Here is a 26,813-nt window from a genome sequence, read left to right on the forward strand (position 1 = left end):
GGCGGCGCGGCGAAACCCTGTGCGGGTACGGCCCATGGCCGCCGCCCGGCAACTACATTGAGCGGCGCAGCGCAGGAACGGGCAGGGGGCAGGGGTTTCATGGACACCGACGGCACGCACGGCCACAGCCAGGGCAGGTACGCGGGTCCGGGCGGCCCGACCGGCGGCCGCGCCGCCGGAGCACACGTGCCCCACCCGGCCGGTCCGCCGCCCGCGCGCCCGCCGCGTCCGGCCGTGGCCCCGCCGCCGCCCGCCCACGCCCCCCGCACGGGGGCGCAGTCCGTCGGCTCGCCCTTCAGCGCCTGGCTGCGCGTGCCCAGGCCGGTCGCCGCGCCGGGCGTCTGGCGCCACGGCTACGTCCCGCCCGTCCGCAAGCCCGAGGGGTCCAGCCGGGCGGTGCTCACGCGGGTCGTGATCGCCTTTCTGGTCTACTTCGCCTGCCGGCGGATGTTCCTGGAGGGAAGGCTGCCCTTCGCCGGGAGCCCGCTCTACCTCTTCACCCCCGAGAACTGGTGGAGCCACGGCCTGGTCAAGAACCCTCTCGACCACCGCGGCCTGGCCGCCCTCGAGATCTACGAGCTGATCGTCACCGTCGGCCTGTTCCTCGTCTTCGCCCGGCTCGGCGGCTGGCGTGCCGCCTTCGACCGGCTGATCGCCTCGCGCGGGCCCTGGTACCAGGCGCTGGGCGCCGCGGCCGGAGCCCTGGCGGTCGTGCTGCTGATCGAGACCGAAGTCCTCCCGGTCTACCCGCTCGCCTTCGGACACCTGCCGTACCAGGAGCTCGGCGAGGTCGCGGGCCCGCTGCTGACCTACGTCCTCTACGTGGTGATCTACCTTCCCCTGGTCTACGTCCTCGCCCGGTACGTCTTCGCCCGGTTCGGCAGCTGGCGCACCCTGCTCACGCGCACCGAATCCGCCCCGGCCGCTGCCGTCGCGGGCAGCCCCGAGGACCCGGTGGCCTGGCCGCAGCTGCGGGCCGCCGGACTGGCGGAAGCCGCCGACCGGTTGGCCGCCGAGGCCGACGCGGGCCGGATGAACGACGTCGACCACGCGCGGATCAGCCGGGCTTTCGCATCCGTCCGGGTCGATTCCTCGCGCCGGTCCGCGTTCGCGCAGTCCGTGCGCGAGAACGGCGCGGCAGCGTGCGCGCACCCCTCGAAGGCGCGTGATCTGCCCGTGCGTATCGCCGCACACGACCTGACCGTCGCCCAGGTCCGGATCGGCCTCGTCACCGACGCCGAACCCAACCCGGACGAGAGGTGGGGCACCGGACTGGCCCTGGACCCCTCGGTGCTGGCCACCTCGATGCTCGCCGTCGGGCCCTCCGGCGCGGGCAAGACGGCCCGCCTGGTCCGTCCGGTCGTCGAATCCCTGGCCCTCCAGGCGCTGGCCGGGGAGGCCGCGGTGATCGCCGTCGGCGCCGCAGGCGCCGGACTCGGCCCGGACGACGCCTACGACGTCGTGGTCCGCCCCGCAGACCCCGCCTCCGTCCACGACCTCGACCTCTACGGGGGCACCAGCGACCCCGACGAGGCCGCCTCCCTGCTGGCCGAGGCCTTCGTCGGCGACATTCCCGGGATCGAGGCCCGCCGGGCCGCGACCGCCCTCGCCCAGCTGCTGGGGCCATTCCGCGCCGCGTACGGACGCTTCCCCGCCGTGGCCGAGCTGCGCGAGCTCCTCGACAGGGTGCCCGCCGCCCTGGCCGCGCTGCGCCGGGACCTGGAGGCCGCCGGGGCTCAGGCCATGCTGCGCGAACTCGACGCCCGCGAACGCCAGTACGGCGCCCACGGCGACCCGGGCCCCGTGCTCGCCGACAGGGTCGGGCTCCTGGACCGGCCCGCCTTCCACGGCTTCTTCGACACCAGCGGCGTCGGGCGCCCCTTCTCGCTGCGCTCTCTGGAACACCCGGTCCGGGTCCGCGTCGATCTGCCCGAGCGGGCCCATCCCGACGCCTCGCGCATGCTGGCCCGGCTTCTGCTCGCCCAGTTCAACACCTCCGCCGCGGCGCGCACGGACCGCTCCCTCTTCGCGTGTCTCGTCTTCGACGACGCCTCGCACACCTTGACCCCGCAGACGCTGCGCGGCCTGCAGCGGCTGCGCTCGGCCAACGCGGGCGTCCTGCTGACGCTGCGCACGCTGGACGAGGTGCCGGAGGAACTGCGGACCCAGCTGCTCGGCGCGGTCGGCTGCCGGATGGCCTTCTCCGGGGTGACCACCTGGGACGGCAAGTACTTCTCAGAGGCGTGGGGCACCGAGCTCATCGAGACCAGGGACGTCACCAGCCGGGCGGTCTACGCCGACCGGGCCACGACCCGCTTCCTGCACGCCTTGCGCAAGCTCATCACCGGCAAGGAGGTCACCACGGACGCGGTCACGGTGCGCCAGGTCGACCGGGAGCGCTGGTCGGCATCTGCCCTCGCCAACACCGTGCCACCCGGGCACGCGGTCCTGTCGCTGACCTCGGTCCAGGGGGAGCGGGCGGCTCCGCTGCTGGTCCGGCTCGGCGGAACGGCCTGAACGGACCCGTACGAGGTGGCAGAATCGAGGGGAGCCGTTCATACGACACGGCGAAATCGGGCGCGGCTCCCCTGATGACCTTCTGTCGCCCCTTCCGCCGTCCCCTCCCGCTAAGGCCCCGGTAACCGATGCCGCTCACCCTCGCCTCGCTCGTCCAGCACTCGGCGCTCAAGCTCAGCGTCCGGGCGGGGGAGGGCCGCCTCGACACCCCCGTGCGCTGGGCCCACGTCAGCGAGCTCGCCGACCCCGTGCCCTACATGGAGGGCGGGGAGCTGCTCCTGATCACCGCGATGAAGCTGGACGCGGAGGACCCGCAGGAGATGGGCCGCTACGTACGCCGCCTCGCCGCGGCCGGAGTCGTCGGCATCGGCTTCGCGATCGGCGTCAACTACGAGGCGATCCCCGAAGCGCTGGTCGAGGCCGCCCGGAAGGAGGACATGCCGCTGCTGGAGGTCCCGCGGCGGACCCCCTTCCTCGCCATCAGCAAGGCCGTCTCCGCCGCCCTCGCCGCCGACCAGTACCGGGCCGTGACCGCCGGGTTCGAGGCGCAGCGGGAGCTGACACGGGCCGCGCTGTCCGCCGACGGGCCCGCCGAGCTGCTGTCGAAGCTGGCCGCGCACGTCCACGGCTGGGCCGCGCTGTACGACACCTCGGGCTCGGTCGTCGCGGCCGCCCCCGACTGGGCCGCCCGGCGCGCCGCCCGGCTCACCCCGGACGTGGAGCGGCTGCGGGAGCGGCCCGCGCCCGCGAGCGCCGTCGTCGGCGGCTCGGAGGACCGGGTCGAACTGCAGTCCCTGGGCACGGGCCGGCGGGCGCGCGGCGCCCTGGCCGTCGGCACCGGGGCCCCGCTGGGCACGGCCGAGCGGTACGCCGTGCACTCCGCGGTCGCCCTGCTCACCCTCACCACCGAGCGCTCCCGCTCGCTGCACGACGCCGAGTCCCGGCTGGGCGCGGCGGTGCTGCGGATGCTGCTGGCCGGGGAGTCCGAGCATGCGCGGGCCGTCGCCGGGGACCTGTACGGGGCCCTGCTGGAGGCGCCGTTCCGGCTGATCACGGCCGAGGCGGCGCTGCCGGGGACGGCCCAGCCGGAGGGGCTTGCCCTGCTGGCCGACACGGTGGAGTCGGCGGCGTCCCGCAGCGGGGAGCCGCTGCTGGTGGTCCCCGAGCCGGGCCGGCTGGTGGTCCTGGCCGCCGACGGGGGAGCGGCCGTCCAGGCGTGCATGGACCACGCGGAGGCCCTGGAGGCGCGGCGCGGCCGGGACACCGCCGGTCCCGAGCCCGACGAACTGGTGGTCGGCCTGTCCGCGGCAGCCGGTCCGGGCACCGTCGCGGCGGCCCTCAAACAGGCCGACCAGGCCCTGGCGGTGGCCCGGCGGCGGGGGCGGCCGATGGTGGAGCACGAGGAGATGGCGGCGGGCTCGGTCCTGCCGCTGCTGGCCGACGACGCCGTGCGGGCCTTCGCGGACGGCACCCTGCGCGCGCTGCGGGAGCACGACGCGACCGGGCGCGGCGACCTGGTGGCCTCGCTCCAGGCCTGGCTCTCCCGGCACGGCCAGTGGGACGCGGCCGCCGCCGACCTCGGCGTGCACCGCCACACCCTGCGCTACCGGATGAAACGCGTCGAGGAGATCCTCGGCCGCTCCCTGGACGACCCGGACGTCCGCATGGAGCTCTGGCTCGCCCTCAAGGCCTCCCCGGCTCCGTCGTAGGGGCGGAGCCCCAGCAGGGGACCGTGCAGTGCGACAGTGACAAAGCGGCGCGGCCCGGACAGCGGGTACTACACCCCGGATAAACCACGAAAGCCCGACGGCGTCCTACGGTGGTGGGGACAGGACCCACCGCACACATCCGAAGGGCCGGGATTCGCATGACTTCCACCCACGCCTTCTGGCTCGCCGGCCGCCTGGCCACCGGCGAGGACAGCTTCGACGTCCACTCCCCGTGGGACGGCCGCCTGGTCGGCACGGTCAGCGTGCCCACCGACGCCCAGGTCGAAGAGGCCGTGGCCGCGGCGTACGCCGTGACGGCGGAGTTCTCGGCGACCCCCGCCCATGTGCGCGCCGCCGCCCTGGACCACGTGTCCAAGCGGCTCGCCGAGCGCACCGAGGAGATCGCCCAGCTGATCTCCGCCGAGAACGGCAAGCCCATCAAGTGGGCGCGCGGTGAGGTCGGCCGTGCGGTGTCCGTATTCCGCTTCGCCGCCGAGGAGGCCCGTCGCTTCAACGGCGGAGAGGCCCAGCGCCTCGACACCGACGCCGGCGGCGTCGGCCGTCTCGCGCTGACCCGCCGCTTCGTCAAGGGCCCGGTCCTCGGCATCGCGCCGTTCAACTTCCCGCTGAACCTGTGCGCCCACAAGGTGGCCCCGGCCATCGCCGTCGGCGCGCCGATCATCCTCAAGCCCGCCCCGGCGACGCCGCTGTCCGGGCTGATCCTGGGTGAGCTGCTCGCCGAGACCGACCTCCCGGCCGGTTCCTGGTCGGTGCTGCCGGTCGCGAACGAGAAGATGCCCGCCCTGGTCAAGGACGAGCGCCTCCCCGTCATCTCCTTCACCGGCTCCGACACCGTCGGCTACGCCATCCAGCAGTCGGTGCCCCACAAGCACTGCACGCTGGAGCTCGGCGGCAACGCCGCGGCCGTGGTCCTCGCCGACTGGTCCTCCGAGGCCGACCTCGACTGGGCCGCGACCCGCATCGCGACCTTCTCGAACTACCAGGCCGGCCAGTCCTGCATCTCCGTGCAGCGCGTGATCGCCGACGCCTCCGTCTACGACCGCCTCGTGGAGAAGGTCGTCGCGAAGGTCCAGGCCCAGGTCACCGGCGACCCGTCCGACTCCGCCACCGACGTCGGCCCCCTGGTCTCCGAGGGCGCCGCCCAGCGGGTCGAGTCCTGGGTCGACGAGGCCGTGTCCGCCGGAGCCAAGCTGCTCACCGGCGGCAAGCGCGAGGGCGCCTCGTACGAGCCCACCGTGCTCGCCGAGGTCCCGGCGGGCGTCAAGCTCGCCACCGAGGAGGTCTTCGGGCCGGTCCTCACCCTCACGAAGGTGGAGAACACCGACGAGGCCTTCGCCGCGGTGAACGACTCGAAGTTCGGTCTGCAGACCGGCGTCTTCACCCGCGACATCCAGGTCGCCTTCCGCGCCCACCGCGAGCTCGAGGTCGGCGGCGTGGTCGTCGGCGACGCGCCGTCCTACCGTGCCGACCAGATGCCCTACGGCGGCGTCAAGCAGTCCGGTGTGGGCCGCGAGGGTGTCCGCTACGCGATGGACGACTACACGTACGAGCGAGTCCTGGTCCTGACCGGCCTCGACATCTGATCTCGTACGGCCAAAAAGCCGACGGCCCGAACCTACTGTGCGGGGGTTCGGGCCGTCCCCCTTTTCCATCCCGCCGACATTGGGTACGACTCACAGGTAGCACCGGCTGGTAATCCGGTGAACCATCCGACTCGGCGGCGAGGTGAGTCCCCTCATGTCCGCAACACAGCCCGCACAGCCCAAGGTGACCGAGCGCGAGGCACGGCAGGTCGCGGAAGCGGCTCGGGAATCGGACTGGCGCAAGCCCAGCTTCGCCAAGGAGCTCTTCCTCGGCAGGCTGCGGCTCGACCTGATCCACCCCCACCCGCTCCCCGCCGACGAGGACGTCCGGCGCGGCGAGGCCTTCCTGGCCCGGCTGCGGGCCTTCTGCGAGACGGAGATCGACGGTGCGCGCATCGAGCGCGAGGCGAAGATCCCCGACGAGACGGTGCGCGGGCTGAAAGAGCTCGGCGCCCTCGGCATGAAGATCGACCCCAAGTACGGCGGCCTCGGCCTCACCCAGGTCTACTACAACAAGGCGCTCGCCCTCGTCGGCTCCGTCAGCCCCGCCATCGGCGCGCTGCTCTCCGCCCACCAGTCCATCGGCGTCCCGCAGCCGCTGAAGATCTTCGGCACGCAGGAGCAGAAGGACGCCTACCTGCCGCGCTGCGCCACCACCGCCATCAGCGCCTTCCTGCTGACCGAGCCGGACGTGGGCTCCGACCCGGCGCGGCTGGCGACCACCGCGGTCCCGGACGGGGAGGACGCGTACGTCCTCGACGGGGTGAAGCTGTGGACCACCAACGGGGTGGTCGCGGACCTGCTCGTGGTGATGGCCCGGGTGCCCGAGAGCGAGCACCACCGCGGCGGGATCACCGCCTTCGTCGTCGAGGCCGACTCGCCGGGGATCACCGTCGAGCACCGCAACGCCTTCATGGGCCTGCGCGGTCTGGAGAACGGCGTCACCCGCTTCCACCAGGTGCGGGTCCCGGCGGCGCAGCGCATCGGCGCCGAGGGCTCCGGCCTCAAGATCGCCCTGACCACGCTCAACACCGGGCGGCTGTCGCTGCCCGCGATGTGCGTCGGCGCCGGCAAGTGGTGTCTGAAGATCGCCCGCGAGTGGTCGGGCGTGCGCGAGCAGTGGGGCCGGCCGGTCGCGAAGCACGAGGCCGTGGGCGCCAAGATCTCCTTCATCGCCGCCACCACCTTCGCCCTCGAGGCCGTCGTCGACCTGGCCTCGCAGATGGCCGACGAGAACCGCAACGACATCCGCATCGAGGCCGCACTCGCCAAGCTGTACGGCTCGGAGATGGCCTGCCTGATGGCCGACGAGCTGGTCCAGATCCGCGGCGGGCGCGGCTTCGAGACCGCCGAGTCCCTCGCCGCCCGCGGCGAACGCGCCGTCCCCGCCGAGCAGATGCTCCGCGACCTGCGCATCAACCGGATCTTCGAGGGCTCCACCGAGATCATGCACCTGCTGATCGCCCGCGAGGCCGTCGACGCCCACCTGTCGGTCGCGGGCGACCTCATCGACCCCGACAAGGACCTCGGCGACAAGGCCAGGGCGGGCGCCCGCGCCGCCGGCTTCTACGCCCGCTGGCTGCCCAAGCTGGCCACCGGCGCCGGCCAGGTCCCCGGCACGTACCGCGCCTTCCACCCCGCCGGCCACCCTGACCTCGCCACCCACCTGCGCTACGTCGAGCGCGGTGCCCGCAAACTCGCCCGGTCCACGTTCTACGCCATGTCCCGCTGGCAGGGCCGCATGGAGACCAAACAGGGCTTCCTCGCCCGGATCGTCGACATCGGCGCCGAGCTCTTCGCGATGAGCGCGGCCTGCGTCCGCGCCGAGCACCTGCGCGCCACGGGCGACCACGGCCGTGAGGCGTACCAGCTGGCCGACGCCTTCTGCCGGCAGTCCCGGATCCGGGTCGAGGAGCTCTTCGGCCGGCTCTGGACCAACACCGACGCCGTCGACCACAAGGTCGTCGAAGGCGTGCTGAGCGGCACCTACACCTGGCTGGAGGACGGCATCATCGACCCCTCCGGAGACGGCCCGTGGATCGCGGACGCCGCCCCCGGACCCTCGACCCGCGAAAACGTGCACCGTCCCCTCCGCTGACCTGCGATCATCGACAGTAGTCGGACTGATGTACGGGTACAGGTCAGGTACGGGTACGAGCGCGAGGCGGGCTGCGATGTCGACGGCCGTGGAAGACCGCAACAGCCGGCGGCTGGCCTGGTGCGTGGCGCACGTCCTGCGCCACGCCCCGGACCACGTGGCCGCCGGACTCCTCGACCGGCTCGAGCGCCACGACCCGGCGGCCCGCAAGTACCTGTGCCGCGACGAATGGCTGCCCGCCTCGGCCGTCACCCTCCTGCTGCGCGACGGAAGCGCGCAGGACCGGCACTACATCGCCCGCAACCCGCGCGTCGTCGGACGGCCGCTGCCCGGCCTGCCCGGCCCCGCGCGGTACGCGGCCCGCCCGGGGCCCTCCCCCGAACTGCTGGCACAGGTAGGCCCCGGCCCGTTCGGCCAGGACGACCTCGTCGCGCTGCTGCGCCGGCACGGCCGCCGGCCCCGGATCCCCCTCACCCTGCTGCGCATGCCGCACGACCCCCTCGACCCGGAGCCGCTGCTGCGCGAGCACGCCCGCGCGCCGCTGCCGCCCGGCGCCGTGGAGGCGCTGCTGCTGGTCGGCGGCCTGCCCCTTCAGGCCTGCCAGGCGCTGCTCGGCACCGGCACGCAGGACACCCACACGTACGGGCGCTCCTGGCACCGGCCCGCCGTACGGGCCGTCCGCATGGGGCTGCTCACCTTCGACGAGCTCGTCACCCACGTCGCCCCCGCGCACCGGACCCTGCTGCTCGCCTGCCTCGCCGAGACCAGCGGCCTGCGCTGGACCCTGCCCGAACGGGCGGGCATGCAGTCGGCCGCGGCACGGGTCCTGCGCCCGCTGGGGGACGACCCCCGGCTCTGGGCGGAGCTGCTCCGGCACGCCCACACCTTCCGCGGCGGCCTGCCCGAGCTCGTGACCAGGGTCGTCTCCGACACCCTGGCCGAGCCGGCCGCCGGACCGCCGGTTCCCGGGCTCACAGCGGCGGTGGGCCGGCTGGCCCCGAAGGCCGCCGAGCCGTTCGGGGGCGTGGAGCGCGAACTGGCCCTGGCGAGCCTCGCGGTGCCGATGGAATCGGTCCAGGAGGACATCCGCTGGGTGCGCAACTGCCTGGCCCGCGGGCTGCTCACCGGCGAGGACGTGATCCGGCACAAGCTGCCCGCCTGCTGGGCCCTGGACGAGGACCACTGGCTGGGGGACGTCGACCACCCCGACCGCCACGACCGGCCGGAGCCGGTGCTCGCCGCCCGGGCCGAGGCCGACCGGTTGTTCGCCGTGGCCCTCGGCGAGGACCCCGAAGCCTGGTGGCGGGTCGCCCGGACCCTCCCCGACTTCGGCGGAACGCTCCCGCACCTGCTCCTGCGGGTCACGGAAGGGGGCTCCGTGTCCGGCCGCTCCTGAGTTCCGGCAACAATGGGGGGCATGAGCGACAGCCCAGCCCCCCTCGCCGATCCGCACCTCCTCTTCGACCCCGCGGCCGGCCCCCGGGACATCGTCATCCTCGGGTCCACCGGGTCCATCGGCACCCAGGCCATCGACCTGGCCCTGCGCAACCCGGACCGGTTCCGGGTGACCGCGCTGTCCGCCGCCGGCGGGCGGGTCGAGCTGCTGGCCGAGCAGGCCCGGCGGCTCCGGGTCCGGGCGGTGGCCGTCGCCCGCGAGGACGTCGTACCGGCGCTGAAAGAGGCGCTGAGCGCCCGGTACGGAGCGACGGAGCCGCTGCCCGAGATCATGGCCGGGCCGGACGCGGCGGCCGAGCTCGCGGCCTCCGAGTGCCACACGGTCCTCAACGGCATCACCGGCTCCATCGGCCTCGCGCCCACCCTCGCCGCGCTGCGGGCCGGCCGCACCCTGGCCCTCGCCAACAAGGAGTCGCTGATCGTCGGCGGCCCGCTGGTGAAGGCCCTCGCGCAGCCCGGCCAGATCATCCCCGTGGACTCCGAGCACGCCGCGCTCTTCCAGGCGCTCGCCGCCGGGACCCGGGCCGACGTGCGCAAGCTGGTGGTCACGGCCTCCGGCGGGCCCTTCCGCGGCCGCACCCGCGCCGAGCTGGCCGCCGTCACCGTGCAGGACGCCCTCGCGCACCCCACCTGGGCCATGGGCCCGGTGATCACGGTCAACAGCGCCACCCTGGTCAACAAGGGGCTCGAGGTCATCGAGGCGCACCTGCTCTACGACATCCCCTTCGACCGCATCGAGGTCGTGGTCCACCCGCAGTCCTACGTGCACTCGATGGTCGAGTTCACGGACGGCTCCACGCTCGCCCAGGCCACCCCGCCGGACATGCGCGGCCCCATCGCGATCGGCCTCGGCTGGCCCCAGCGGGTCCCGGACGCCGCCCCCGCCTTCGACTGGACCAAGGCCTCCACCTGGGAGTTCTTCCCGCTGGACACCGAGGCCTTCCCGGCGGTGGGCCTGGCCCGGCACGTGGGCACCCTCGGCGGCACCGCCCCGGCGGTGTTCAACGCGGCCAACGAGGAGTGCGTGGAGGCGTTCCTGGCCGGTCGGCTGCCGTTCACGGCAATCATGGATACCGTCTCTGCCGTGGTGGACGAGCACGGGACGCCGGAGCCGGGAACTTCCCTGACGGTCCAGGACGTCCTCGAAGCAGAAGCCTGGGCCAGGGCCCGGGCGCGGGAGATGGCGGCGCGGGCCGCCGTGGAGGCGGGCGCATGACACTGCTGATGACGGTGGTCGGGGTCGTGATCTTCGCGGTCGGCCTGCTGGTCTCCATCGCCTGGCACGAGCTGGGACACCTCTCCACGGCCAAGCTCTTCGGCATCCGGGTGCCGCAGTACATGGTGGGCTTCGGCCCGACCATCTGGTCGCGTCGGAAGGGCGAGACCGAGTACGGGATCAAGGCCATCCCGATGGGCGGCTACATCCGCATGATCGGGATGTTCCCGCCCGGCGAGGACGGCAAGGTCACCGCCCGCTCGACCTCGCCGTTCCGGTCGATGATCGAGGACGCGCGCTCGGCCGCGTACGAGGAGCTCCAGCCCGGCGACGAGAGCCGGCTCTTCTACACGCGCAAGCCGTGGAAGCGCGTCATCGTGATGTTCGCCGGCCCGTTCATGAACCTCGTCCTGGCCGTGGCGATCTTCCTCACCACGCTGATGGCCTTCGGGCTGAACACCCAGACGACGACGGTCGCCACCGTCTCGGACTGCGTCATCCAGCAGAGCGAGAAGCGCGACAAGTGCGCCCCCGGGGACCCGGCAGCCCCCGCCAAGGCGGCGGGCCTCAAGGCGGGCGACAAGATCATCGCCTTCAACGGCCGCCCGGTCGAGGACTGGTCCGCCCTGCAGAAGGACATCCGCGCCACCGTCGGCCCCGCCACGATCACCGTGGAGCGGGCCGGCGAGAAGATCGGCCTCACGGCGAACCTGATCGAGAACAAGGTCGCCAAGACCGACGGCGACGGCAGGTACGTCAAGGACCAGTACGTCACGGCCGGCTTCCTGGGCTTCGCCCCCGCCTCCGGCTACGTACCGCAGTCCTTCGGCCAGTCCCTCGACCGCATGGGCGAGATGATGGCGGCCGGCGTGCAGTCGCTGATCGACCTGCCGTCCAAGGTCCCCGACCTGTGGAACGCGGCCTTCAACGGAGCCGAGCGCGCGCAGGACAGCCCCATGGGCGTGGTCGGAGCGGCGCGGGTCAGCGGTGAGATCTTCACCCTGGACATCCCCGCCCAGCACCAGCTGGTGTTCTTCCTCAACCTGCTGGCCGGCTTCAACCTCTCGCTGTTCCTGTTCAACATGCTGCCGCTGCTCCCGCTCGACGGCGGGCACATCGCGGGCGCCTTGTGGGAGTCGGTCCGGCGCACCGTGGCACGCGTCTTCCGGCGCCCCGACCCCGGCCCGTTCGACGTGGCCAAGCTGATGCCGGTCGCGTACGTGGTGGCCGGGCTGTTCATCTGCTTCACGCTGCTGGTGATGGTCGCGGACGTGGTGAACCCGATCAAGATCACCTGAGCAGTCCCGGGCGGGGCGGGGCCTACACGAGGAACCGGGGAGCCGGGCACGCATCGTGCCCGGCTCCCTACGTTCGGGTGGCACGCCCCCTCGGATGCGAGGGCCGCACCGTGATTGGCGTAATCTCGAAGCCTGGAGCCCGCCGATCTCGGGACCTTGATCCACACCTTGGGGTTGCACAGCAGATGACTGCCATCTCTCTCGGAATGCCGGCCGTGCCGACGAAGCTTGCCGACCGCAGGGTCAGCCGCAAGATCCAGGTCGGCTCCGTGGCCGTCGGCGGCGACGCACCCATCTCGGTGCAGTCGATGACCACGACCCGCACCTCCGACATCGGCGCGACGCTCCAGCAGATCGCCGAGCTGACCGCCTCCGGCTGCAACATCGTCCGCGTGGCCTGCCCCACGCAGGACGACGCCGACGCCCTCGCCGTCATCGCGAAGAAGTCGCAGATCCCGGTCATCGCCGACATCCACTTCCAGCCCAAGTACGTGTTCGCCGCCATCGACGCCGGCTGCGCCGCCGTCCGCGTGAACCCGGGCAACATCAAGCAGTTCGACGACAAGGTCAAGGAGATCGCCCACGCCGCCAAGGACGCGGGCACCCCGATCCGGATCGGCGTCAACGCCGGCTCCCTCGACGCGCGACTGCTGAAGAAGTACGGCAAGGCCACCCCCGAGGCGCTGGTCGAGTCCGCGCTGTGGGAGGCCTCCCTCTTCGAGGAGCACGGCTTCGGCGACATCAAGATCTCGGTCAAGCACAACGACCCGGTCGTCATGGTCAACGCCTACCGCCAGCTCGCCGCCCAGTGCGACTACCCGCTGCACCTCGGCGTCACCGAGGCCGGCCCCGCCTTCCAGGGCACCATCAAGTCCGCCGTCGCCTTCGGCGCGCTGCTCTCCGAGGGCATCGGCGACACCATCCGCGTCTCCCTCTCCGCGCCGCCGGTCGAGGAGGTCAAGGTCGGCAACCAGATCCTGGAGTCGCTGAACCTCAAGCCGCGCCGCCTGGAGATCGTCTCCTGCCCGTCCTGCGGGCGCGCCCAGGTCGACGTCTACAAGCTGGCCGAGGAGGTCACGGCGGGCCTGGAGGGCATGGAGGTCCCGCTGCGCGTCGCGGTCATGGGCTGCGTCGTCAACGGCCCCGGCGAGGCCCGCGAGGCCGACCTGGGCGTGGCCTCCGGCAACGGCAAGGGCCAGATCTTCGTGAAGGGCGAGGTCATCAAGACCGTCCCCGAGTCGAAGATCGTCGAGACCCTCATCGAAGAGGCGATGAAGATCGCCGAGCAGATGGAGAAGGACGGCGTGACGTCGGGCGAGCCGACCGTCGCGATCGGCGTCTGATCCTCCCGAGCAGTGCCCCGGCCCCGTTCCCGCAGCTCGCGGGCGGGGCCGGGGCTTTTTCGTGACCTGGGAGACCAGGCATCCGCAGGGCGCGGCGGGTACAGTGCGGAGATCAGCAGACTTGTACGGTGAGGCCCCAGTGTTGACGCAGACCACCACCCGGGTCCTAGAGCCCGGTGATCTCGACGCCGCGCTCGACGTCCTCGGACGCGAGCCGGTCGAGAACGCGTTCGTCACCTCCCGGGTCCAGGTCGCCGGGCTCGACCCCTGGCGCCTGGGCGGCGAGATGTGGGGCTGGTACGCCGACGGGGAGCTCCGCTCCCTGTGCTACGCGGGCGCCAACCTCGTCCCCGTCTGCGCGGAACGCGAAGCCGTCCGCGCCTTCGCCGACCGCGCCCGCCGCACCGGCCGCCGCTGCTCCTCCATCGTCGGCCCCGCCGAGCCCACCCGGCTGCTCTGGCAGCTCCTGGAGCCCAGCTGGGGACCCGCCCGCGACGTGCGCTCCCACCAGCCGCTCATGGTCATCGAGGGCCCCTCCACCACGGTCCGGGCCGACCCGCTGGTCCGCCGCGTCCGCAAGGACGAGATGGACCTGATCATGCCCGCCTGCGTGGCCATGTTCACCGAGGAGGTCGGCATCTCGCCGATGTCCGGTGACGGCGGGCTGCTCTACCAGGCCCGGGTCGCCGAACTCGTCGGCAGCGGCCGCTCCTTCGCCCGCATCGAGAACGGGAAGATCGTCTTCAAGGCGGAGATCGGCGCCGCCACCGCCGGCGCCTGCCAGATCCAGGGCGTGTGGGTGGCCCCCGAGTTCCGCGGCCGCGGCTACTCGGAGACCGGGATGGCCGCCGTCGTCGGCTACGCGCTGCGCGACGTGGCACCCGTGGTCAGCCTCTACGTGAACGACTTCAACACCGCCGCCCGGGCCTCCTACAAGCGGGTGGGCTTCCGCGAGGTCGGCGCCTTCATGAGCGTCCTGTTCTGAACCGGCCGAACCCGTACCGGCCGGTCCCTACCGCGAAGTAAGGTCGCCGCATGCTGCCTTCCGGAGTCCGCATCGGCCCCCTCGACCTCGCCGCACGGGTGGACGAGGCCCTGCGCGTGCAGGCCGTCGCCTTCGGCCTCAGCGAGGAGGAGGTCGGCATCCGGCGCTACATCGTGCAGCGCCACATGACCTGCCGCGGCGCCCGCGCGCTGGGGGCCTTCACCGAGGACGGGGCGCTCACCGGATTCGTCTACGGGATGCCCAACGACCGCACCCACTGGTGGTCCACCATCGTCGAGCCCTACCTGCGGGCGGGCGGCCACGAGGACTGGCTCGACGGCTCCTTCGTGATCACCGAACTGCACGTCCACCCCGGATTCCAGGGCCACGGCGTCGGCCGCGCCCTGATCACCGCCCTCACCGACGGCGCCGCCGAGCCCCGCTCGATCCTCTCCGCCATCGACACCGAAAGCCCCGCCCGCGGCCTCTACCGGGCGCTGGGCTACGTCGACCTCGCCCGCCAGGTCCACTTCCCGAGCGCGTGCCTCCCGTACGCCGTCATGGGCGCCCCGCTGCCACTGCCGCGGCCCTGAGCGGCGGCCCTGAAAAACCTCGTACCCCCGCCCGCACGGCCGCCGGTAATCTCCCGGCATGTCCACTCATCACGTGCAGCGCATGTCCCGACTCATGGCCAAGACCCTCCGCGAGGACCCGGCCGACGCCGAAACCCTCAGCCACCGGCTGCTGGTCCGCGCCGGCTACGTCCGGCGCAGCTCGGCGGGCGTGTGGACGTGGCTGCCGCTCGGCAAGCGGGTCCTGGACAACGTCTCGCGCATCGTCCGCGAGGAGATGGACGCGATCGGGGCCCAGGAGGTACTGCTCCCCGCGCTGCTGCCGAAGGAGCCGTACGAGGTCAGCGGACGCTGGTCGGAGTACGGGGACCTGCTGTTCCGGCTCAGGGACCGCAAGGGCGCGGACTACCTGCTCGGGCCCACCCACGAGGAGATCTTCACCCTGGTGGTGAAGGACCAGTGCACCTCGTACAAGGACCTGCCGGTCATGCTGTACCAGATCCAGACCAAGTACCGCGACGAGGCGCGGCCCCGGTCGGGAGTGCTGCGCGGGCGCGAATTCCAGATGAAAGACTCGTACTCCTTCGACGTGTCCGACGAGGGCCTGGCGGAGTCCTACGCGCTCCACCGCGCCGCGTACCAGCGCATCTTCAGCCGCCTCGGCCTGGACCACCGGATCGTGTCGGCCGTGTCGGGGGCGATGGGCGGCTCGGCGTCCGAGGAGTTCCTGGCGCCCGCGGAGGCGGGCGAGGACACCTTCGCGGACTGTCCCGCCTGCGACTACGCGGCGAACACCGAGGCGGTGACCTTCGCGCTGACCCCGGTCGCAGGCGAGCACGGCCCCGTGGAGGAGCTGGACACCCCGGACACCCCGACCATCGAGACCCTGGCGGCGCTGCTCGGCGTCCCGGCCTCGGCGACCCTGAAGAACCTCCTGGTCAAGGTGGACGGGGAGATCGTGGCCGTCGGAGTGCCGGGCGACCGCGAGGTGGACCTCGGCAAGCTGGGCGAACACCTGGCCCCGGCCGTCGTCGAACTCGTCACCGCCGAGGACTTCGAGGGCCGGCCCGACCTCGTACGGGGCTACGTGGGCCCGCAGGGCCTGGACAAGGTCCGCTACCTGGCCGACCCCCGGGTGGCGCCGGGCACTTCGTGGGTCACGGGGGCCAACAAGGCCGACACCCACGCCCGGAACGTCGTCTGCGGGCGTGACTTCGAGGTGGACCAGTACCTGGACGTGGTGGTCGTGGAGCCGGGCGACCCCTGCCCGCGCTGCGGCGCGGGCCTCCGGCTGGACCGCGCGATCGAGATCGGGCACATCTTCCAGCTGGGCCGCAAGTACGCGGACGCCTTCGGCCTGGACGTGCTCGGCAAGGAGGGCAAGCCGGTGCGGGTCACGATGGGCTCGTACGGCATCGGCGTCTCGCGCGCGGTGGCGGCGCTGGCCGAGCAGACGGCGGACGAGCGGGGCCTGTCCTGGCCGGCCGCCGTGGCCCCGGCCGACGTGCACGTGGTGGCGGCGGGCAAGGCCGTGCCGCTGGCACTGGCGGAGCAGGCGGCGGCTGCCCTCGCGGAGGCGGGGCGGAGGGTCCTGCTGGACGACCGCCCCGGGCTGTCGCCCGGCGTGAAGCTCACCGACGCGGAGCTCATCGGCGTCCCGTGGATCCTGGTCGCGGGCCGCCGCTCGGCCGACGGCATCGTCGAACTCCAACACCGCGCGTCGGGCCACCGCGAGGAGCTCACCCTGCCCGAGGCCCTGTCCCGCCTGACGTAACCGGCCTAGGGGGGAGTGTCGTCCGGCTCCGCCGGGGGCGGCGGCGAGCCGTCCAGCAGCAGGCCGTCCGGGGCGTCGGCCGTGGTCGGGGCTCCGCCGAGAGCCGGGGCGTCGGCGTCGGCCGGAGCCGGAGCCGCCGCCGGGGCTCCGGAAGGGGCAGCTCCCGGGGGGACGGGGGCCGCGCGTTCCAGGAAGCGGAGGAGTTCGACCGGGAACGGGAGGACCAGTGTCGAGTTCTTCTCCGCGGCCACCGCGACCACGGTCTGCAGCAGCCGCAACTGCAGCGCGGCCGGCTGCTCCGACATGACCCCGGCCGCTTCGGCCAGCTTGTGCGAGGCCTGGAGCTCCGCATCCGCGTTGATCACACGGGCCCGGCGCTCGCGGTCCGCCTCCGCCTGCCGGGCCATCGACCGCTTCATCGTCTCCGGCAGGGACACGTCCTTGATCTCGACCCGGTCGATCTGCACGCCCCACCCCACCGCCGGGCTGTCGATCATCAGCTCCAGGCCCTGGTTCAGCATCTCCCGGTTGGACAGCAGATCGTCCAGGTCCGACTTGCCGATGATCGACCTGAGCGAGGTCTGCGCCATCTGCGAGACGGCGAAGCGGTAGTCCTCCACCGCCACGATCGCGTTCGCCGGATCGACCACCTTGAAGTACACGACGGCGTCCACCCGGACCGTGACGTTGTCCCGGGTGATGCCCTCCTGGGCCGGCACCGGCAGCGTCACGATCTGCATGTTGACCTTCCGCAGCCGGTCGACCCCGGGGACGATCACGGTGAAACCGGGCGGCCGGATCTCGTCCCGCAGCCGACCGAAGCGGAACACCAAGCCCCGCTCGTACTGCTTCACCACGCGCGCGGCAGCGCCCAAGTACACCGCGACACCCGTCGCGGCGGCGATTCCCGCGGTCAGCAGTTCTTCGACCATGACGGCCCCCTGCCGGGCATGCCTTCCTACCTACGGTATGCCCTCACAACCAGGCGGCGAACTCCAGCAGCAGCTCCGCGTCCCGGCGCCGTCCGGCGGCCAGCGCCCTGCTCCCCGACTCCACCGCCCGGAACACCGTCCAGCCCCGCAGCCGGTCCCGGTCCACCTCCAGGGCGTCGGCCAGCCGGTTCACCCGGCGCCGGGCGCCCGCGGCCCCCGCCGAGGTGGCCACCTGGTCCTCCAGCCGGTCCCGCACCAGCCGCGCCAGGTCGTACGCCCGCTCGCCGACCACCGGTTCCGGGCCCACCGTCAGCCACGGCGCGCGCTCGCCGGCGAGGACCTTGCCCTGCCGGAAGTTCCCGTGCAGCAGCAGCTCCTCCGGCGCGGCCGCGACCAGCTCGTCACGCATCGCCAGGGCCGTGCCGGCCAGATCCCGGACCTCCGCCGGGGCCGCCCGCAGCGCCGCCGACTGCCGCTCCGTCCGCTCCCGCACCGTCTCCCAGACGTGCCCCGAGGGCGGCGCCACCCACAGCCTGCGCAGCGTGCCGCTGGCCTCCAGCAGCGCCTTGGCGTCCGGCAGCGACCGCAGCGATACCTCCGGGTGCAGCCGCTCCAGCAGCAGCGCCCCGTCCTCCTCGTGGTACCGCGAGTCGAGGACCCGTACCGCCCCGAAACCGCCCCAGTGCGCCAGGGCGGCCAGCTCCCGGTCGGGGCGGGCGTGCGGGGGCGCCAGCTTCAGCGCGGCCGGGGTCCCGTCGGCGTACTGGACGAGGACGACCAGGCTGCTGCGGCCGCCCGGGGCCTGCACCCGCTGGGCCTGCACCCCGCGCCGGGACAGCGCGGCCTCGGTGAGCTTGGGCAGCTGCTCCAGCCACTCCGCGTCCTGCGCCGATTCAGGCATCTCGCCGAGCGCCCGTACAAGCCGCTGCGGCGGTTCGAAAGCCATGCGTGCGTGGTCCCTTTCAGCTGTGCCGGGCCCGTTTCGCCACTTCAGCGCTTTTCGGTGAGCCCAGGGAAGGCTACGCCGACACCGCGCCAGCGTGCCGCGCGCACGGCCGCGGCGCTCAGCGCGTCGGCCGCCTCACGGCGCAGCGGGCCCTCCGCCGCCCGCACCAGATCGGAGTACGCGCCCGCAACGCGGTCCTCGATCTCGGCGGCCAGCCGCTCCGCGTCGGCGGGGGTGCGCACCTCGAACGGCAGGGCGTACGCCGCCTCCGCGGGCCGGGGCGCGCCGCCCAGCTCCCGCACGGTCCGGGCCAGCGAGTCCCGCCGCGCGAGGTGGCCGCCGTACGCCTCGCGGGCTTCCGTCGCGCGGGCCCCGGCGGTCCGGGCGCCGATCACCCCGTAGCCGTACGCGGCCGCGTGCTCGGCGGCGAGTGCGGCCTGTGCGGCCTCCAGGGCCCGGCCGGCGGGGGAGGGTTCGGGCTTCACTGCGCGGCTCCGGGGGTCGGGGTGAGCAGGTACGCGTGGACGGCGCCGCAGGCGGCCACCGAGGCCAGCATCCGGGCCAGCTCGCCCGGCGCCCCGGCCAGGTCGATGGTGCGGGCCTCCGACAGGCCGCGCTCGGCGTCCGCGAGGGCGGTCAGGGCGTCGGCGGGCTTCGGCGGCACCGGCTCCGCGCTCGGCGCGGGAGCGGCCGCCGCCCCCGTACCGCCGGACGGGGAGGCGGAAGCGGACGGGGACCCGGCGTCCGAAGGGGTGAGGGCCAGGGCCGCCGCGTGCGCGGCGACGGCTGCGCGCAGCGGTGCGAGCCGGGCCGCCAGCGCCGGATGGGCGGCGGCGGTGGCGTCGTAACGTTCCAGCAGCCGGGTACTCTCACGAACGGCCGCTTCCCGCATCCGCCGTTCGAGTGGAATCCCGATGTCCATGCCGGTCGAACCGGTGTCGGAGCACCCCGTGAGCAGCGCGGCGCCGGCCGCTCCGGCGGCACCGGTGAGCAGGCTCCTGCGCGAGGGCCTCGATGGCAGAGTCCAGGGCACGGCGACGTCCTCGGGGGTGATGGCGGGGCAGGGTGTGATCACGGTAACCCGGGGCCCCGTCCACAGGGCGGACGGCAACACCCTCCGCGACCGGATACCCTTTGACCTGACACGACGGAAACCACAACAGCACACGCGGCCGAGGAGTCACCCGGATGAGCACCACCCAGAGCGACAGGCTGCGCGGACTGCTGGAGCCGCTCGTCGCCGCCAAGGGCCTGGACCTCGAGGAGATCGAGCTGTCCAAGGCGGGCAAGCGCCGGATGCTGCGGATCATCGTGGATTCCGATGAGGGTGTGGAGCTGGACGCGTGTGCCGAGCTGAGCCGTGAGGTCTCCGACCAGCTCGACGAATCCGACGTGATGGGCGAGGACGAGTACGTCCTGGAAGTCAGCTCCCCCGGCGCGGACCGCCCGCTCAGCGAGCACCGCCACTACGTACGGGCGACCGGCCGTCTCGTGAAGTTCCAGTTGGCGGAGGGCGGGGAACTGATCGCCCGCATCCTCGGCGTCGACGACGAGGGAATGGACCTCGAGGTCCCGGGCGTGAAGGGCCGCAAGGCGACCGCCCGCCGCATTGCTTTCAGCGACATCGCCAAGGCGCGTGTCGAGATCGAGTTCAGCCGCAAGGACAAGAAGGAAGAGGAGGCGTAGCCGTGGACATCGACATGAGTGCCCTGCGGGGTCTGGTCCGGGAGAAGGAGATCTCCTTCGACCTGCTCGTCGAGGCGATCGAGTCGGCCCTCCTCATCGCGTACCACCGGACCGAGGGGAGCTTCCGCCGCGCACGCGTCGAGCTGGACCGCACCAACGGTCACGTGGTCGTGTGGGCGACGGAAGACCCGAGGGACCTCGAAGAGGGCCAGGAGCCCAAGGAGTTCGACGACACCCCGTCGGACTTCGGGCGCATCGCCGCGACGACCGCCAAGCAGGTGATCCTGCAGCGTCTGCGCGACGCCGAGGACGACCTGACCTTCGGCGAGTTCGCCGGCCGGGAGGGCGACGTCATCACCGGCGTGGTCCAGCAGGGCAAGGACCCGAAGAACGTCCTCGTCGACATCGGCAAGCTGGAGGCCATCCTGCCGGTGCAGGAGCAGGTCCCCGGTGAGGAGTACACGCACGGACTGCGCCTGAAGGCGTACGTCGTGCGCGTGGCGAAGGGCGTCCGCGGTCCGTCCGTGACCCTCTCGCGCACCCACCCCAACCTGGTGAAGAAGCTTTTCTCGCTCGAGGTCCCGGAGATCGCCGACGGCAGCGTCGAGATCTCGGCGATCGCACGTGAGGCCGGTCACCGCACCAAGATCGCCGTCCGGTCCACCCGCTCGGGCCTCAACCCGAAGGGCGCCTGCATCGGCCCGATGGGCAGCCGTGTGCGCAACGTCATGGCCGAGCTGCACGGCGAGAAGATCGACATCGTCGACTGGTCGGACGACCCGGCGGAGATGGTCGCGAACGCGCTGTCACCCGCCCGGGTGAGCAAGGTCGAGGTCGTGGACTGGGACACCCGCTCCGCGCGGGTGACGGTGCCCGACTACCAGCTGTCGCTGGCCATCGGCAAGGAGGGCCAGAACGCCCGCCTCGCCGCGCGGCTCACCGGCTGGCGCATCGACATCCGCCCCGACACCGAGGTGCCCCCGGGCGCCGACGCGGACGGCGGCGGGGAATAAAACCGGTACCGCCCGGGGTTGCCGGGCGGTAGACAGGGACCACGCGAAGGCCGTTACACCGGCCGGTGGATCACCACAACACAACAGCCGTTCGATTTTCGCCCGGAACTTGTCGGGGGAGGGTCGGTGCGGGGAGGTAGACTTAGGCGTGTCTGGCCGGACGCAAGCCCGCGCATGCCCCGAACGCACCTGTGTGGGGTGTCGGGAGCGAGCGGCCAAGAGCGATCTGCTGCGCATCGTGGCGATCGAGGGCGAATGCGTCCCCGATCCACGCGGTACGCTGCCCGGCCGGGGTGCATATGTGCACCCTGCCGTGGTCTGCCTCGACCAGGCGGTCCGCCGCCGGGCGTTCCCCCGGGCCCTTCGGTCCGCCGGAGCGCTCGACACGACGGAACTGCGCAACGCCCTGGCCGTCGAGGCCGAGGCGACACCGTAAGAAGAAGTAGTACGGCACGGATACCCCGTGCGGTCAGGTACCTCGCGAGTTGGAAGTAGGTCGAGATTGCGATGAGCACTCGATGAGTACGCGATGAGTACGCCCATGAAGTAGCGACGGTCCGGCGTAACCCGGACCTAAAAGGAGCGAAGTGGCTAAGGTCCGGGTATACGAACTCGCCAAGGAGTTCGGGGTGGAGAGCAAGGTCGTCATGGCCAAGCTCCAAGAACTCGGTGAATTCGTCCGTTCGGCGTCCTCGACGATCGAGGCGCCGGTTGTACGCAAGTTGACTGACGCACTGCAGGGGCCCGGCGGCAACGCCGGCAAGACCGCTGCAAAGCCCGGCGCGCCCCGCAAGGCCGCGCCCGCCAAGCCCGCAGCGCCCTCCCCGGCCGCTGCGGCACGTCCTGCTGCCCCGAAGCCCGGCGCACCGGCCCCCAAGCCGGCCGTCGCAGAGGCTCCGGCTGTCAGCGCCCCGGTGACTCCGGCCGCATCCGGCCCGCGTCCCGGCCCGAAGGCTCCGGCCGCCCCGAAGCCCGCTCCGGCGGCTCCCGTGGCGACCGAGTTCTCCGCGCCTCCGGCGGCTCCGGCCGCCCCGGCGCGCACCGAGCGTCCCGCCGCCGCCCCCGGTCCCCGTCCGGCGCAGCAGCGTCCGGCCGCCCAGGGTGGCCAGGCCGGCGCCCGTCCCGGCGCCCCGCGTCCGGCCGGCACCGCTCCCGGTGCCCAGGCCCCGCGGCCCGGTGGCCAGGCCCCGCGTCCGCAGGGCGCCCGTCCGGCGGGTCCCCGTCCGGGCAACAACCCCTTCACCTCCGGTGGCTCGACCGGCATGGCGCGCCCGCAGGCGCCCCGTCCGGCCGGCGCTCCGCGTCCCGGTGCCCCCGGCGCCGGCGGCGGTCAGGGTGCTCCCCGCCCGCAGGGCGGTCCCGGCGGCGCTCCGCGTCCGCAGGGCCAGGGCGCTGGTCGCCCCACCCCCGGCGGCATGCCCCGCCCGCAGGGCGGCGCCCCGCGTCCGGGTGGTGCTCCCGGCGGTAACCGTCCGAACCCGGGCATGATGCCGCAGCGTCCCGCTGCCGGTGGTCCCGGTCCCCGTCCCGGTGGCGGCCCCGGTGGCCGTGGTCCCGGTGCGGGCGGTCCGCGTCCCGGTGGCGCCGGTCGTCCCGCGGGCGGCGGCTTCGCCGGCCGTCCGGCCGGTCCGGGCTCGCGTCCCGGCGGCGGTGGCGGCTTCGGCGGTCCCCGTCCCGGTGGCGGCGGCTTCGGCGGCGGTCCGGCCGGTGCCGGTGGCGGCGGTCGTCCCGGCTTCGGTGGTCGTCCCGGTGGTCCCGGTGCCCGTGGTGGCACGCAGGGCGCCTTCGGCCGTCCCGGTGGTCCGGCCCGTCGTGGTCGCAAGTCCAAGCGTCAGAGGCGCCAGGAGTACGAGGCCATGCAGGCCCCGTCCGTCGGCGGCGTGATGCTGCCTCGCGGCCAGGGCGAGACCGTTCGCCTGTCGCGCGGTGCCTCCCTCACCGACTTCGCGGAGAAGATCAACGCCAACCCGGCGTCGCTCGTCGCCGTGATGATGAACCTCGGCGAGATGGTCACTGCCACGCAGTCCGTCTCCGACGAGACGCTCGAGATGCTGGCCGGCGAGATGAACTACGTCGTCCAGATCGTCAGCCCGGAGGAAGAGGACCGCGAGCTCCTCGAGGGCTTCGACATCGAGTTCGGCGAGGACGAGGGCGGCGAGGAATACCTCATGCCGCGTCCGCCGGTCGTGACCGTCATGGGTCACGTCGACCACGGTAAGACCCGACTGCTCGACGCCATCCGCAAGACGAACGTCGTTGCGGGCGAGGCCGGCGGCATCACGCAGCACATCGGTGCGTACCAGGTCTCCACCGAGGTGAACGACGAAGAGCGTCGCATCACCTTCATCGACACCCCGGGTCACGAGGCGTTCACCGCCATGCGTGCCCGTGGTGCCAAGTCGACCGACATCGCGATCCTCGTGGTCGCGGCCAACGACGGCGTCATGCCGCAGACGATCGAGGCGCTCAACCACGCCAAGGCCGCCGGCGTCCCGATCGTCGTCGCGGTCAACAAGATCGACGTCGAGGGTGCCGACCCGGTCAAGGTGCGCGGTCAGCTCACCGAGTTCGGTCTGGTCGCCGAGGAGTACGGCGGCGACACGATGTTCGTCGACATCTCCGCCAAGCAGGGTCTGCACATCGACTCCCTGCTCGAGGCCGTCGTCCTCACCGCCGACGCCTCGCTCGACCTGCGCGCCAACCCCGAGCAGGACGCTCAGGGTATTGCGATCGAGTCCCACCTCGACCGCGGCCGCGGTGCCGTTGCCACCGTCCTCGTCCAGCGCGGTACCCTCCGCGTCGGCGACACGATGGTCGTGGGCGATGCCTACGGCCGCGTGCGCGCCATGCTCGACGACAAGGGCAACAACGTCGAGGAAGCGGGTCCGTCGACCCCCGTCCTGGTCCTGGGTCTCACCAACGTCCCCGGCGCCGGCGACAACTTCCTCGTCGTCGACGAGGACCGCACGGCCCGTCAGATCGCCGAGAAGCGTGCTGCGCGTGAGCGCAACGCCAACTTCGCCAAGCGCGTCCGCCGGGTGTCCCTGGAAGACCTCGACTCGGTCCTCAAGGCCGGTCTCGTCCAGGAGCTCAACCTCATCATCAAGGGCGACGCGTCCGGTGCGGTCGAGGCTCTCGAGTCCTCGCTGCTCCAGCTCGACGTCGGTGAAGAGGTCGACATCCGCGTCCTGCACCGCGGTGTGGGTGCGGTCACCGAGTCCGACATCTCGCTGGCGATGGGCTCCGACGCCATCGTCATCGGTTACAACGTCCGTGCGGCCGGCCGTGCCGCGCAGATGGCGGACCGCGAGGGCGTCGACGTTCGCTACTACTCGGTGATCTACCAGGCCATCGAGGAGATCGAGGCGGCCCTGAAGGGTCTCCTCAAGCCGGAGTACGAAGAGGTCGAGCTCGGTACGGCGGAGGTCCGCGAGATCTTCCGCTCGTCCAAACTGGGCAACATCGCCGGTGTCCTCATCCGGTCCGGCGAGGTCAAGCGCAACACCAAGGCGCGTCTCATCCGCGATGGCAAGGTCATCGCCGAGAACCTCACCATCTCCGGTCTGCGCCGCTTCAAGGACGACGTCACCGAGATCCGCGAAGGCTTCGAGGGCGGTATCAACCTCGGTTCCTTCAACGACATCAAGATCGACGACGTCATCGCGACGTACGAGATGCGCGAGAAGCCCCGCGCGTAAGCGCGAGGCGGTTCGCACCGTGTCGTAACTCTGCACACCGGGGCCGGTCGACGGAATATCCGTCGATCGGCCCCGGCTGTTGCGTGTACGGTTCTGGTGACCCTGCCGAGCGACGGCCGGCAGGCCACCGAACCCGCACCGGCGGGATATCCGGAACTGCATGTACGTGGGGACTCTGTCCTTCGATCTGCTCCTCGGCGACGTCCACTCGCTGAAGGAGAAACGCTCCGTCGTACGGCCCATCGTCGCCGAGCTCCAGCGGAAGTTCTCCGTGAGCGCGGCTGAAGTGGGCGACCAGGACCTGCACCGCAGGGCCCGTATAGGGGTCGCCCTGGTGAGTGGGGACGCGGGGTTCCTCTCGGACGTACTGGACCGCTGTGAGCGGCTGGTCGCGGCGCGTCCGGAAGTGGAGCTGCTGTCCGTACGACGGCGCCTCCACGGTGATGAAGACTGATAGCAAGACATAAGAAGGAGACGGACCAGTGGCCGACAATGCGCGGGCGAAGAAGCTGGCGGACCTCATCCGGGAGGTGGTGGCCGAGAAGCTGCTGCGCGGCGTCAAGGACCCCCGCCTCGGTACGCACGTGACCATCACGGACACCCGGGTCACCGGCGACCTGCGGGAGGCCACGGTCTTCTACACGGTGTACGGAGACGACGAGGACCGGGCCAGTGCGGCAGCGGGCCTGGAGAGCGCCAAGGGCGTCCTGCGCTCCGCGGTCGGCCGGGCGGCGGGCACCAAGTTCACGCCCACCCTGACCTTCGTGGCGGACGCCCTCCCGGAGAACGCCAAGACCATCGAGGACCTCCTCGACAAGGCACGCTCCTCCGACGCCCAGGTGCGCGAGGTCTCCTCCGGTGCGCAGTACGCCGGCGAGGCCGACCCGTACAAGAAGCCGGGCGATGACGACGACGAGGACGCAGCCGCGGAATGAGCACCAACGCAGGGAAGACTCCGGACGGCCTTGTCATCGTCGACAAGCCGTCCGGCTTCACTTCGCACGACGTGGTCGCCAAGATGCGCGGGATCGCCAGGACCCGCCGCGTGGGCCACGCCGGCACGCTCGACCCGATGGCGACGGGCGTGCTGGTCCTGGGCGTCGAGAAGGCCACCAAGCTCCTCGGCCACCTCGCGCTCACGGAGAAGGAGTACCTCGGCACGATCCGCCTGGGCCAGAACACCCTGACGGACGACGCCGAAGGCGAGATCACCTCCTCCACGGACGCCACCGGGGTCACCCGGCAGGGCGTGGACGCGGGCATCGCCCGGCTGACCGGCGAGATCATGCAGGTCCCGTCCAAGGTCAGCGCCATCAAGATCAAGGGCGTGCGCTCCTACAAGCGTGCGCGGGACGGCGAGGACTTCGAGATCCCGGCCCGGCCGGTGACCGTCTCCTCGTTCCAGGTGTACGACATGCGCGAGGCGGAGGCCGAGGACGGCACCAAGGTCGTCGACCTCGTCGTCTCCGTCGTCTGCTCCAGCGGTACGTACATCCGGGCGCTGGCCCGTGACCTGGGCGCCGGCCTGGGCGTGGGCGGACACCTGACCGCGCTGCGGCGCACCCGGGTGGGCCCGTACAAGATCGACCGGGCGCGCACGCTGGACCAGCTCCAGGAGGAGCTGACCGTCATGCCGATCGGCGAGGCGGCGGCCGCGGCCTTCCCGCGCTGGGACCTGGACGCCCGGCGCGCCTCGCTGCTCGCCAACGGCGTGCGGATCGAGATGCCGGACGCGTACGAGCCCGGCCGGACCGTGGCGGTCTTCGGGCCCGACGCAACGCTGCTCGGACTCGTGGAGAACAAGGGCGGCAAGGCCAAGTCCCTCGCGGTCTTCGCCTGACTCATCCTTGATCCGGTTTTGTCGACGTGGGGGGGGGGGCGCCCCCAAACCCCCCCCCCCCCCCCCCCCACCCCCCCCCGGGGTGTAGCAAACACCCCCGCCCCCCAAAATAACCCCACCCACCCGC

General features: G+C 72.5%; 22 protein-coding genes. 18 read left to right on the plus strand and 4 right to left on the minus strand.

What is annotated here, in order from left to right:
• Positions 1–99: 99 nt before the first annotated feature.
• The 11 genes from ACIPUC_RS32880 (at position 100) to ACIPUC_RS32930 (ending at position 16,571) form a co-directional block, all read left to right on the plus strand.
• On the plus strand, positions 100–2,517 hold the full coding sequence (locus ACIPUC_RS32880; RefSeq protein WP_446594036.1) for an ATP/GTP-binding protein: 2,418 nt from the start codon (positions 100–102) through the stop codon (positions 2,515–2,517).
• Positions 2,518–2,645: 128 nt separating this feature from the next.
• Positions 2,646–4,226, plus strand: a complete 1,581-nt coding sequence (locus ACIPUC_RS32885; RefSeq protein WP_446594037.1) for a PucR family transcriptional regulator — start codon at positions 2,646–2,648, stop codon at positions 4,224–4,226.
• A 158-nt stretch (positions 4,227–4,384) separates the two neighbouring features.
• Positions 4,385–5,830, plus strand: a complete 1,446-nt coding sequence (locus tag ACIPUC_RS32890; RefSeq protein WP_446594038.1) for an aldehyde dehydrogenase family protein — start codon at positions 4,385–4,387, stop codon at positions 5,828–5,830.
• Positions 5,831–5,984: 154 nt separating this feature from the next.
• Positions 5,985–7,928, plus strand: a complete 1,944-nt coding sequence (locus ACIPUC_RS32895) for an acyl-CoA dehydrogenase family protein (RefSeq protein ID WP_446594039.1) — start codon at positions 5,985–5,987, stop codon at positions 7,926–7,928.
• A 76-nt stretch (positions 7,929–8,004) separates the two neighbouring features.
• On the plus strand, positions 8,005–9,324 hold the full coding sequence (locus ACIPUC_RS32900; RefSeq protein WP_446594040.1) for a hypothetical protein: 1,320 nt from the start codon (positions 8,005–8,007) through the stop codon (positions 9,322–9,324).
• Positions 9,325–9,345: 21 nt separating this feature from the next.
• On the plus strand, positions 9,346–10,599 hold the full coding sequence (gene dxr / locus ACIPUC_RS32905; RefSeq protein WP_446594041.1) for a 1-deoxy-D-xylulose-5-phosphate reductoisomerase: 1,254 nt from the start codon (positions 9,346–9,348) through the stop codon (positions 10,597–10,599).
• On the plus strand, positions 10,596–11,897 hold the full coding sequence (locus ACIPUC_RS32910; protein ID WP_446594042.1) for a M50 family metallopeptidase: 1,302 nt from the start codon (positions 10,596–10,598) through the stop codon (positions 11,895–11,897). Before dxr ends, ACIPUC_RS32910 begins: the two co-directional genes overlap by 4 nt.
• A gap of 185 nt (positions 11,898–12,082) precedes the next feature.
• Positions 12,083–13,240, plus strand: a complete 1,158-nt coding sequence (gene ispG / locus ACIPUC_RS32915; protein WP_446594043.1) for a flavodoxin-dependent (E)-4-hydroxy-3-methylbut-2-enyl-diphosphate synthase — start codon at positions 12,083–12,085, stop codon at positions 13,238–13,240.
• A gap of 139 nt (positions 13,241–13,379) precedes the next feature.
• Positions 13,380–14,225, plus strand: coding sequence for a GNAT family N-acetyltransferase (locus tag ACIPUC_RS32920; protein ID WP_446594044.1), 846 nt, complete (start codon positions 13,380–13,382; stop codon positions 14,223–14,225).
• Positions 14,226–14,275: 50 nt separating this feature from the next.
• Positions 14,276–14,818: a GNAT family N-acetyltransferase gene (locus tag ACIPUC_RS32925; protein ID WP_446594045.1), complete on the plus strand. Its 543-nt coding sequence runs from the start codon at positions 14,276–14,278 to the stop codon at positions 14,816–14,818.
• A gap of 58 nt (positions 14,819–14,876) precedes the next feature.
• Complete coding sequence (locus ACIPUC_RS32930) at positions 14,877–16,571, plus strand: proline--tRNA ligase (protein ID WP_446594046.1); 1,695 nt, start codon at positions 14,877–14,879, stop codon at positions 16,569–16,571.
• A 5-nt stretch (positions 16,572–16,576) separates the two neighbouring features.
• Here the strand turns inward: ACIPUC_RS32930 and ACIPUC_RS32935 are convergent, their stop codons facing one another.
• The 4 genes from ACIPUC_RS32935 to ACIPUC_RS32950 are packed head-to-tail and all read right to left on the minus strand — an operon-like array spanning position 16,577 to position 19,482.
• Positions 16,577–17,503, minus strand: coding sequence for a slipin family protein (locus ACIPUC_RS32935; protein ID WP_446594047.1), 927 nt, complete (start codon positions 17,501–17,503; stop codon positions 16,577–16,579).
• 43 nt (positions 17,504–17,546) lie between these two features.
• The gene (locus ACIPUC_RS32940; RefSeq protein ID WP_446594048.1) at positions 17,547–18,449 is read right to left on the minus strand and encodes an aminoglycoside phosphotransferase family protein; all 903 of its coding nucleotides are present in this window, start codon (positions 18,447–18,449) and stop codon (positions 17,547–17,549) included.
• Positions 18,450–18,493: 44 nt separating this feature from the next.
• Positions 18,494–18,934, minus strand: a complete 441-nt coding sequence (locus ACIPUC_RS32945; protein WP_446594049.1) for a ferritin-like domain-containing protein — start codon at positions 18,932–18,934, stop codon at positions 18,494–18,496.
• Positions 18,931–19,482, minus strand: a complete 552-nt coding sequence (locus tag ACIPUC_RS32950; protein ID WP_446594050.1) for a hypothetical protein — start codon at positions 19,480–19,482, stop codon at positions 18,931–18,933. Before ACIPUC_RS32950 ends, ACIPUC_RS32945 begins: the two co-directional genes overlap by 4 nt.
• 155 nt (positions 19,483–19,637) lie before the next feature.
• On the opposite strand from ACIPUC_RS32950, the gene rimP reads away from it, so the two are divergent.
• The 7 genes from rimP (at position 19,638) to truB (ending at position 26,686) form a co-directional block, all read left to right on the plus strand.
• A complete protein-coding gene (rimP, locus tag ACIPUC_RS32955) occupies positions 19,638–20,135 on the plus strand; it encodes a ribosome maturation factor RimP (protein ID WP_446594051.1) in 498 nt (165 codons plus the stop codon).
• Positions 20,136–20,137: 2 nt separating this feature from the next.
• Positions 20,138–21,148 carry a transcription termination factor NusA gene (nusA, locus tag ACIPUC_RS32960; protein ID WP_446594052.1) on the plus strand — a complete coding sequence of 337 codons (1,011 nt, stop codon included), beginning with the start codon at positions 20,138–20,140 and terminating at the stop codon, positions 21,146–21,148.
• Between the two features lie 148 nt (positions 21,149–21,296).
• Complete coding sequence (locus ACIPUC_RS32965; RefSeq protein WP_446594053.1) at positions 21,297–21,584, plus strand: YlxR family protein; 288 nt, start codon at positions 21,297–21,299, stop codon at positions 21,582–21,584.
• 151 nt (positions 21,585–21,735) lie between these two features.
• Positions 21,736–24,846, plus strand: a complete 3,111-nt coding sequence (infB, locus tag ACIPUC_RS32970) for a translation initiation factor IF-2 (RefSeq protein WP_446594054.1) — start codon at positions 21,736–21,738, stop codon at positions 24,844–24,846.
• Positions 24,847–25,006: 160 nt separating this feature from the next.
• On the plus strand, positions 25,007–25,300 hold the full coding sequence (locus ACIPUC_RS32975; protein ID WP_030651158.1) for a DUF503 domain-containing protein: 294 nt from the start codon (positions 25,007–25,009) through the stop codon (positions 25,298–25,300).
• A 28-nt stretch (positions 25,301–25,328) separates the two neighbouring features.
• Positions 25,329–25,781: a 30S ribosome-binding factor RbfA gene (rbfA, locus tag ACIPUC_RS32980; protein ID WP_446594055.1), complete on the plus strand. Its 453-nt coding sequence runs from the start codon at positions 25,329–25,331 to the stop codon at positions 25,779–25,781.
• Positions 25,778–26,686: a tRNA pseudouridine(55) synthase TruB gene (truB, locus tag ACIPUC_RS32985; protein WP_446594056.1), complete on the plus strand. Its 909-nt coding sequence runs from the start codon at positions 25,778–25,780 to the stop codon at positions 26,684–26,686. Before rbfA ends, truB begins: the two co-directional genes overlap by 4 nt.
• The last annotated feature ends 127 nt before the right edge of the window (positions 26,687–26,813 follow it).

The organism is Streptomyces sp. LARHCF249 (assembly GCF_052871255.1).

Coding starts and splice junctions, on each gene's coding strand:
- truB (WP_446594056.1), top strand. CDS start 25,778: ATGAGCACCAACGCAGGGAAGACTCCGGACGGCCTTGTCATCGTCGAC.
- rimP (WP_446594051.1), top strand. CDS start 19,638: ATGAGCACCACCCAGAGCGACAGGCTGCGCGGACTGCTGGAGCCGCTC.
- ACIPUC_RS32940 (WP_446594048.1), bottom strand. CDS start 18,449: ATGGCTTTCGAACCGCCGCAGCGGCTTGTACGGGCGCTCGGCGAGATG.
- ACIPUC_RS32975 (WP_030651158.1), top strand. CDS start 25,007: ATGTACGTGGGGACTCTGTCCTTCGATCTGCTCCTCGGCGACGTCCAC.
- ACIPUC_RS32900 (WP_446594040.1), top strand. CDS start 8,005: ATGTCGACGGCCGTGGAAGACCGCAACAGCCGGCGGCTGGCCTGGTGC.
- ACIPUC_RS32890 (WP_446594038.1), top strand. CDS start 4,385: ATGACTTCCACCCACGCCTTCTGGCTCGCCGGCCGCCTGGCCACCGGC.
- ACIPUC_RS32895 (WP_446594039.1), top strand. CDS start 5,985: ATGTCCGCAACACAGCCCGCACAGCCCAAGGTGACCGAGCGCGAGGCA.
- ispG (WP_446594043.1), top strand. CDS start 12,083: ATGACTGCCATCTCTCTCGGAATGCCGGCCGTGCCGACGAAGCTTGCC.
- ACIPUC_RS32925 (WP_446594045.1), top strand. CDS start 14,276: ATGCTGCCTTCCGGAGTCCGCATCGGCCCCCTCGACCTCGCCGCACGG.
- ACIPUC_RS32930 (WP_446594046.1), top strand. CDS start 14,877: ATGTCCACTCATCACGTGCAGCGCATGTCCCGACTCATGGCCAAGACC.
- ACIPUC_RS32880 (WP_446594036.1), top strand. CDS start 100: ATGGACACCGACGGCACGCACGGCCACAGCCAGGGCAGGTACGCGGGT.
- ACIPUC_RS32910 (WP_446594042.1), top strand. CDS start 10,596: ATGACACTGCTGATGACGGTGGTCGGGGTCGTGATCTTCGCGGTCGGC.
- ACIPUC_RS32885 (WP_446594037.1), top strand. CDS start 2,646: ATGCCGCTCACCCTCGCCTCGCTCGTCCAGCACTCGGCGCTCAAGCTC.
- dxr (WP_446594041.1), top strand. CDS start 9,346: ATGAGCGACAGCCCAGCCCCCCTCGCCGATCCGCACCTCCTCTTCGAC.
- ACIPUC_RS32935 (WP_446594047.1), bottom strand. CDS start 17,503: ATGGTCGAAGAACTGCTGACCGCGGGAATCGCCGCCGCGACGGGTGTC.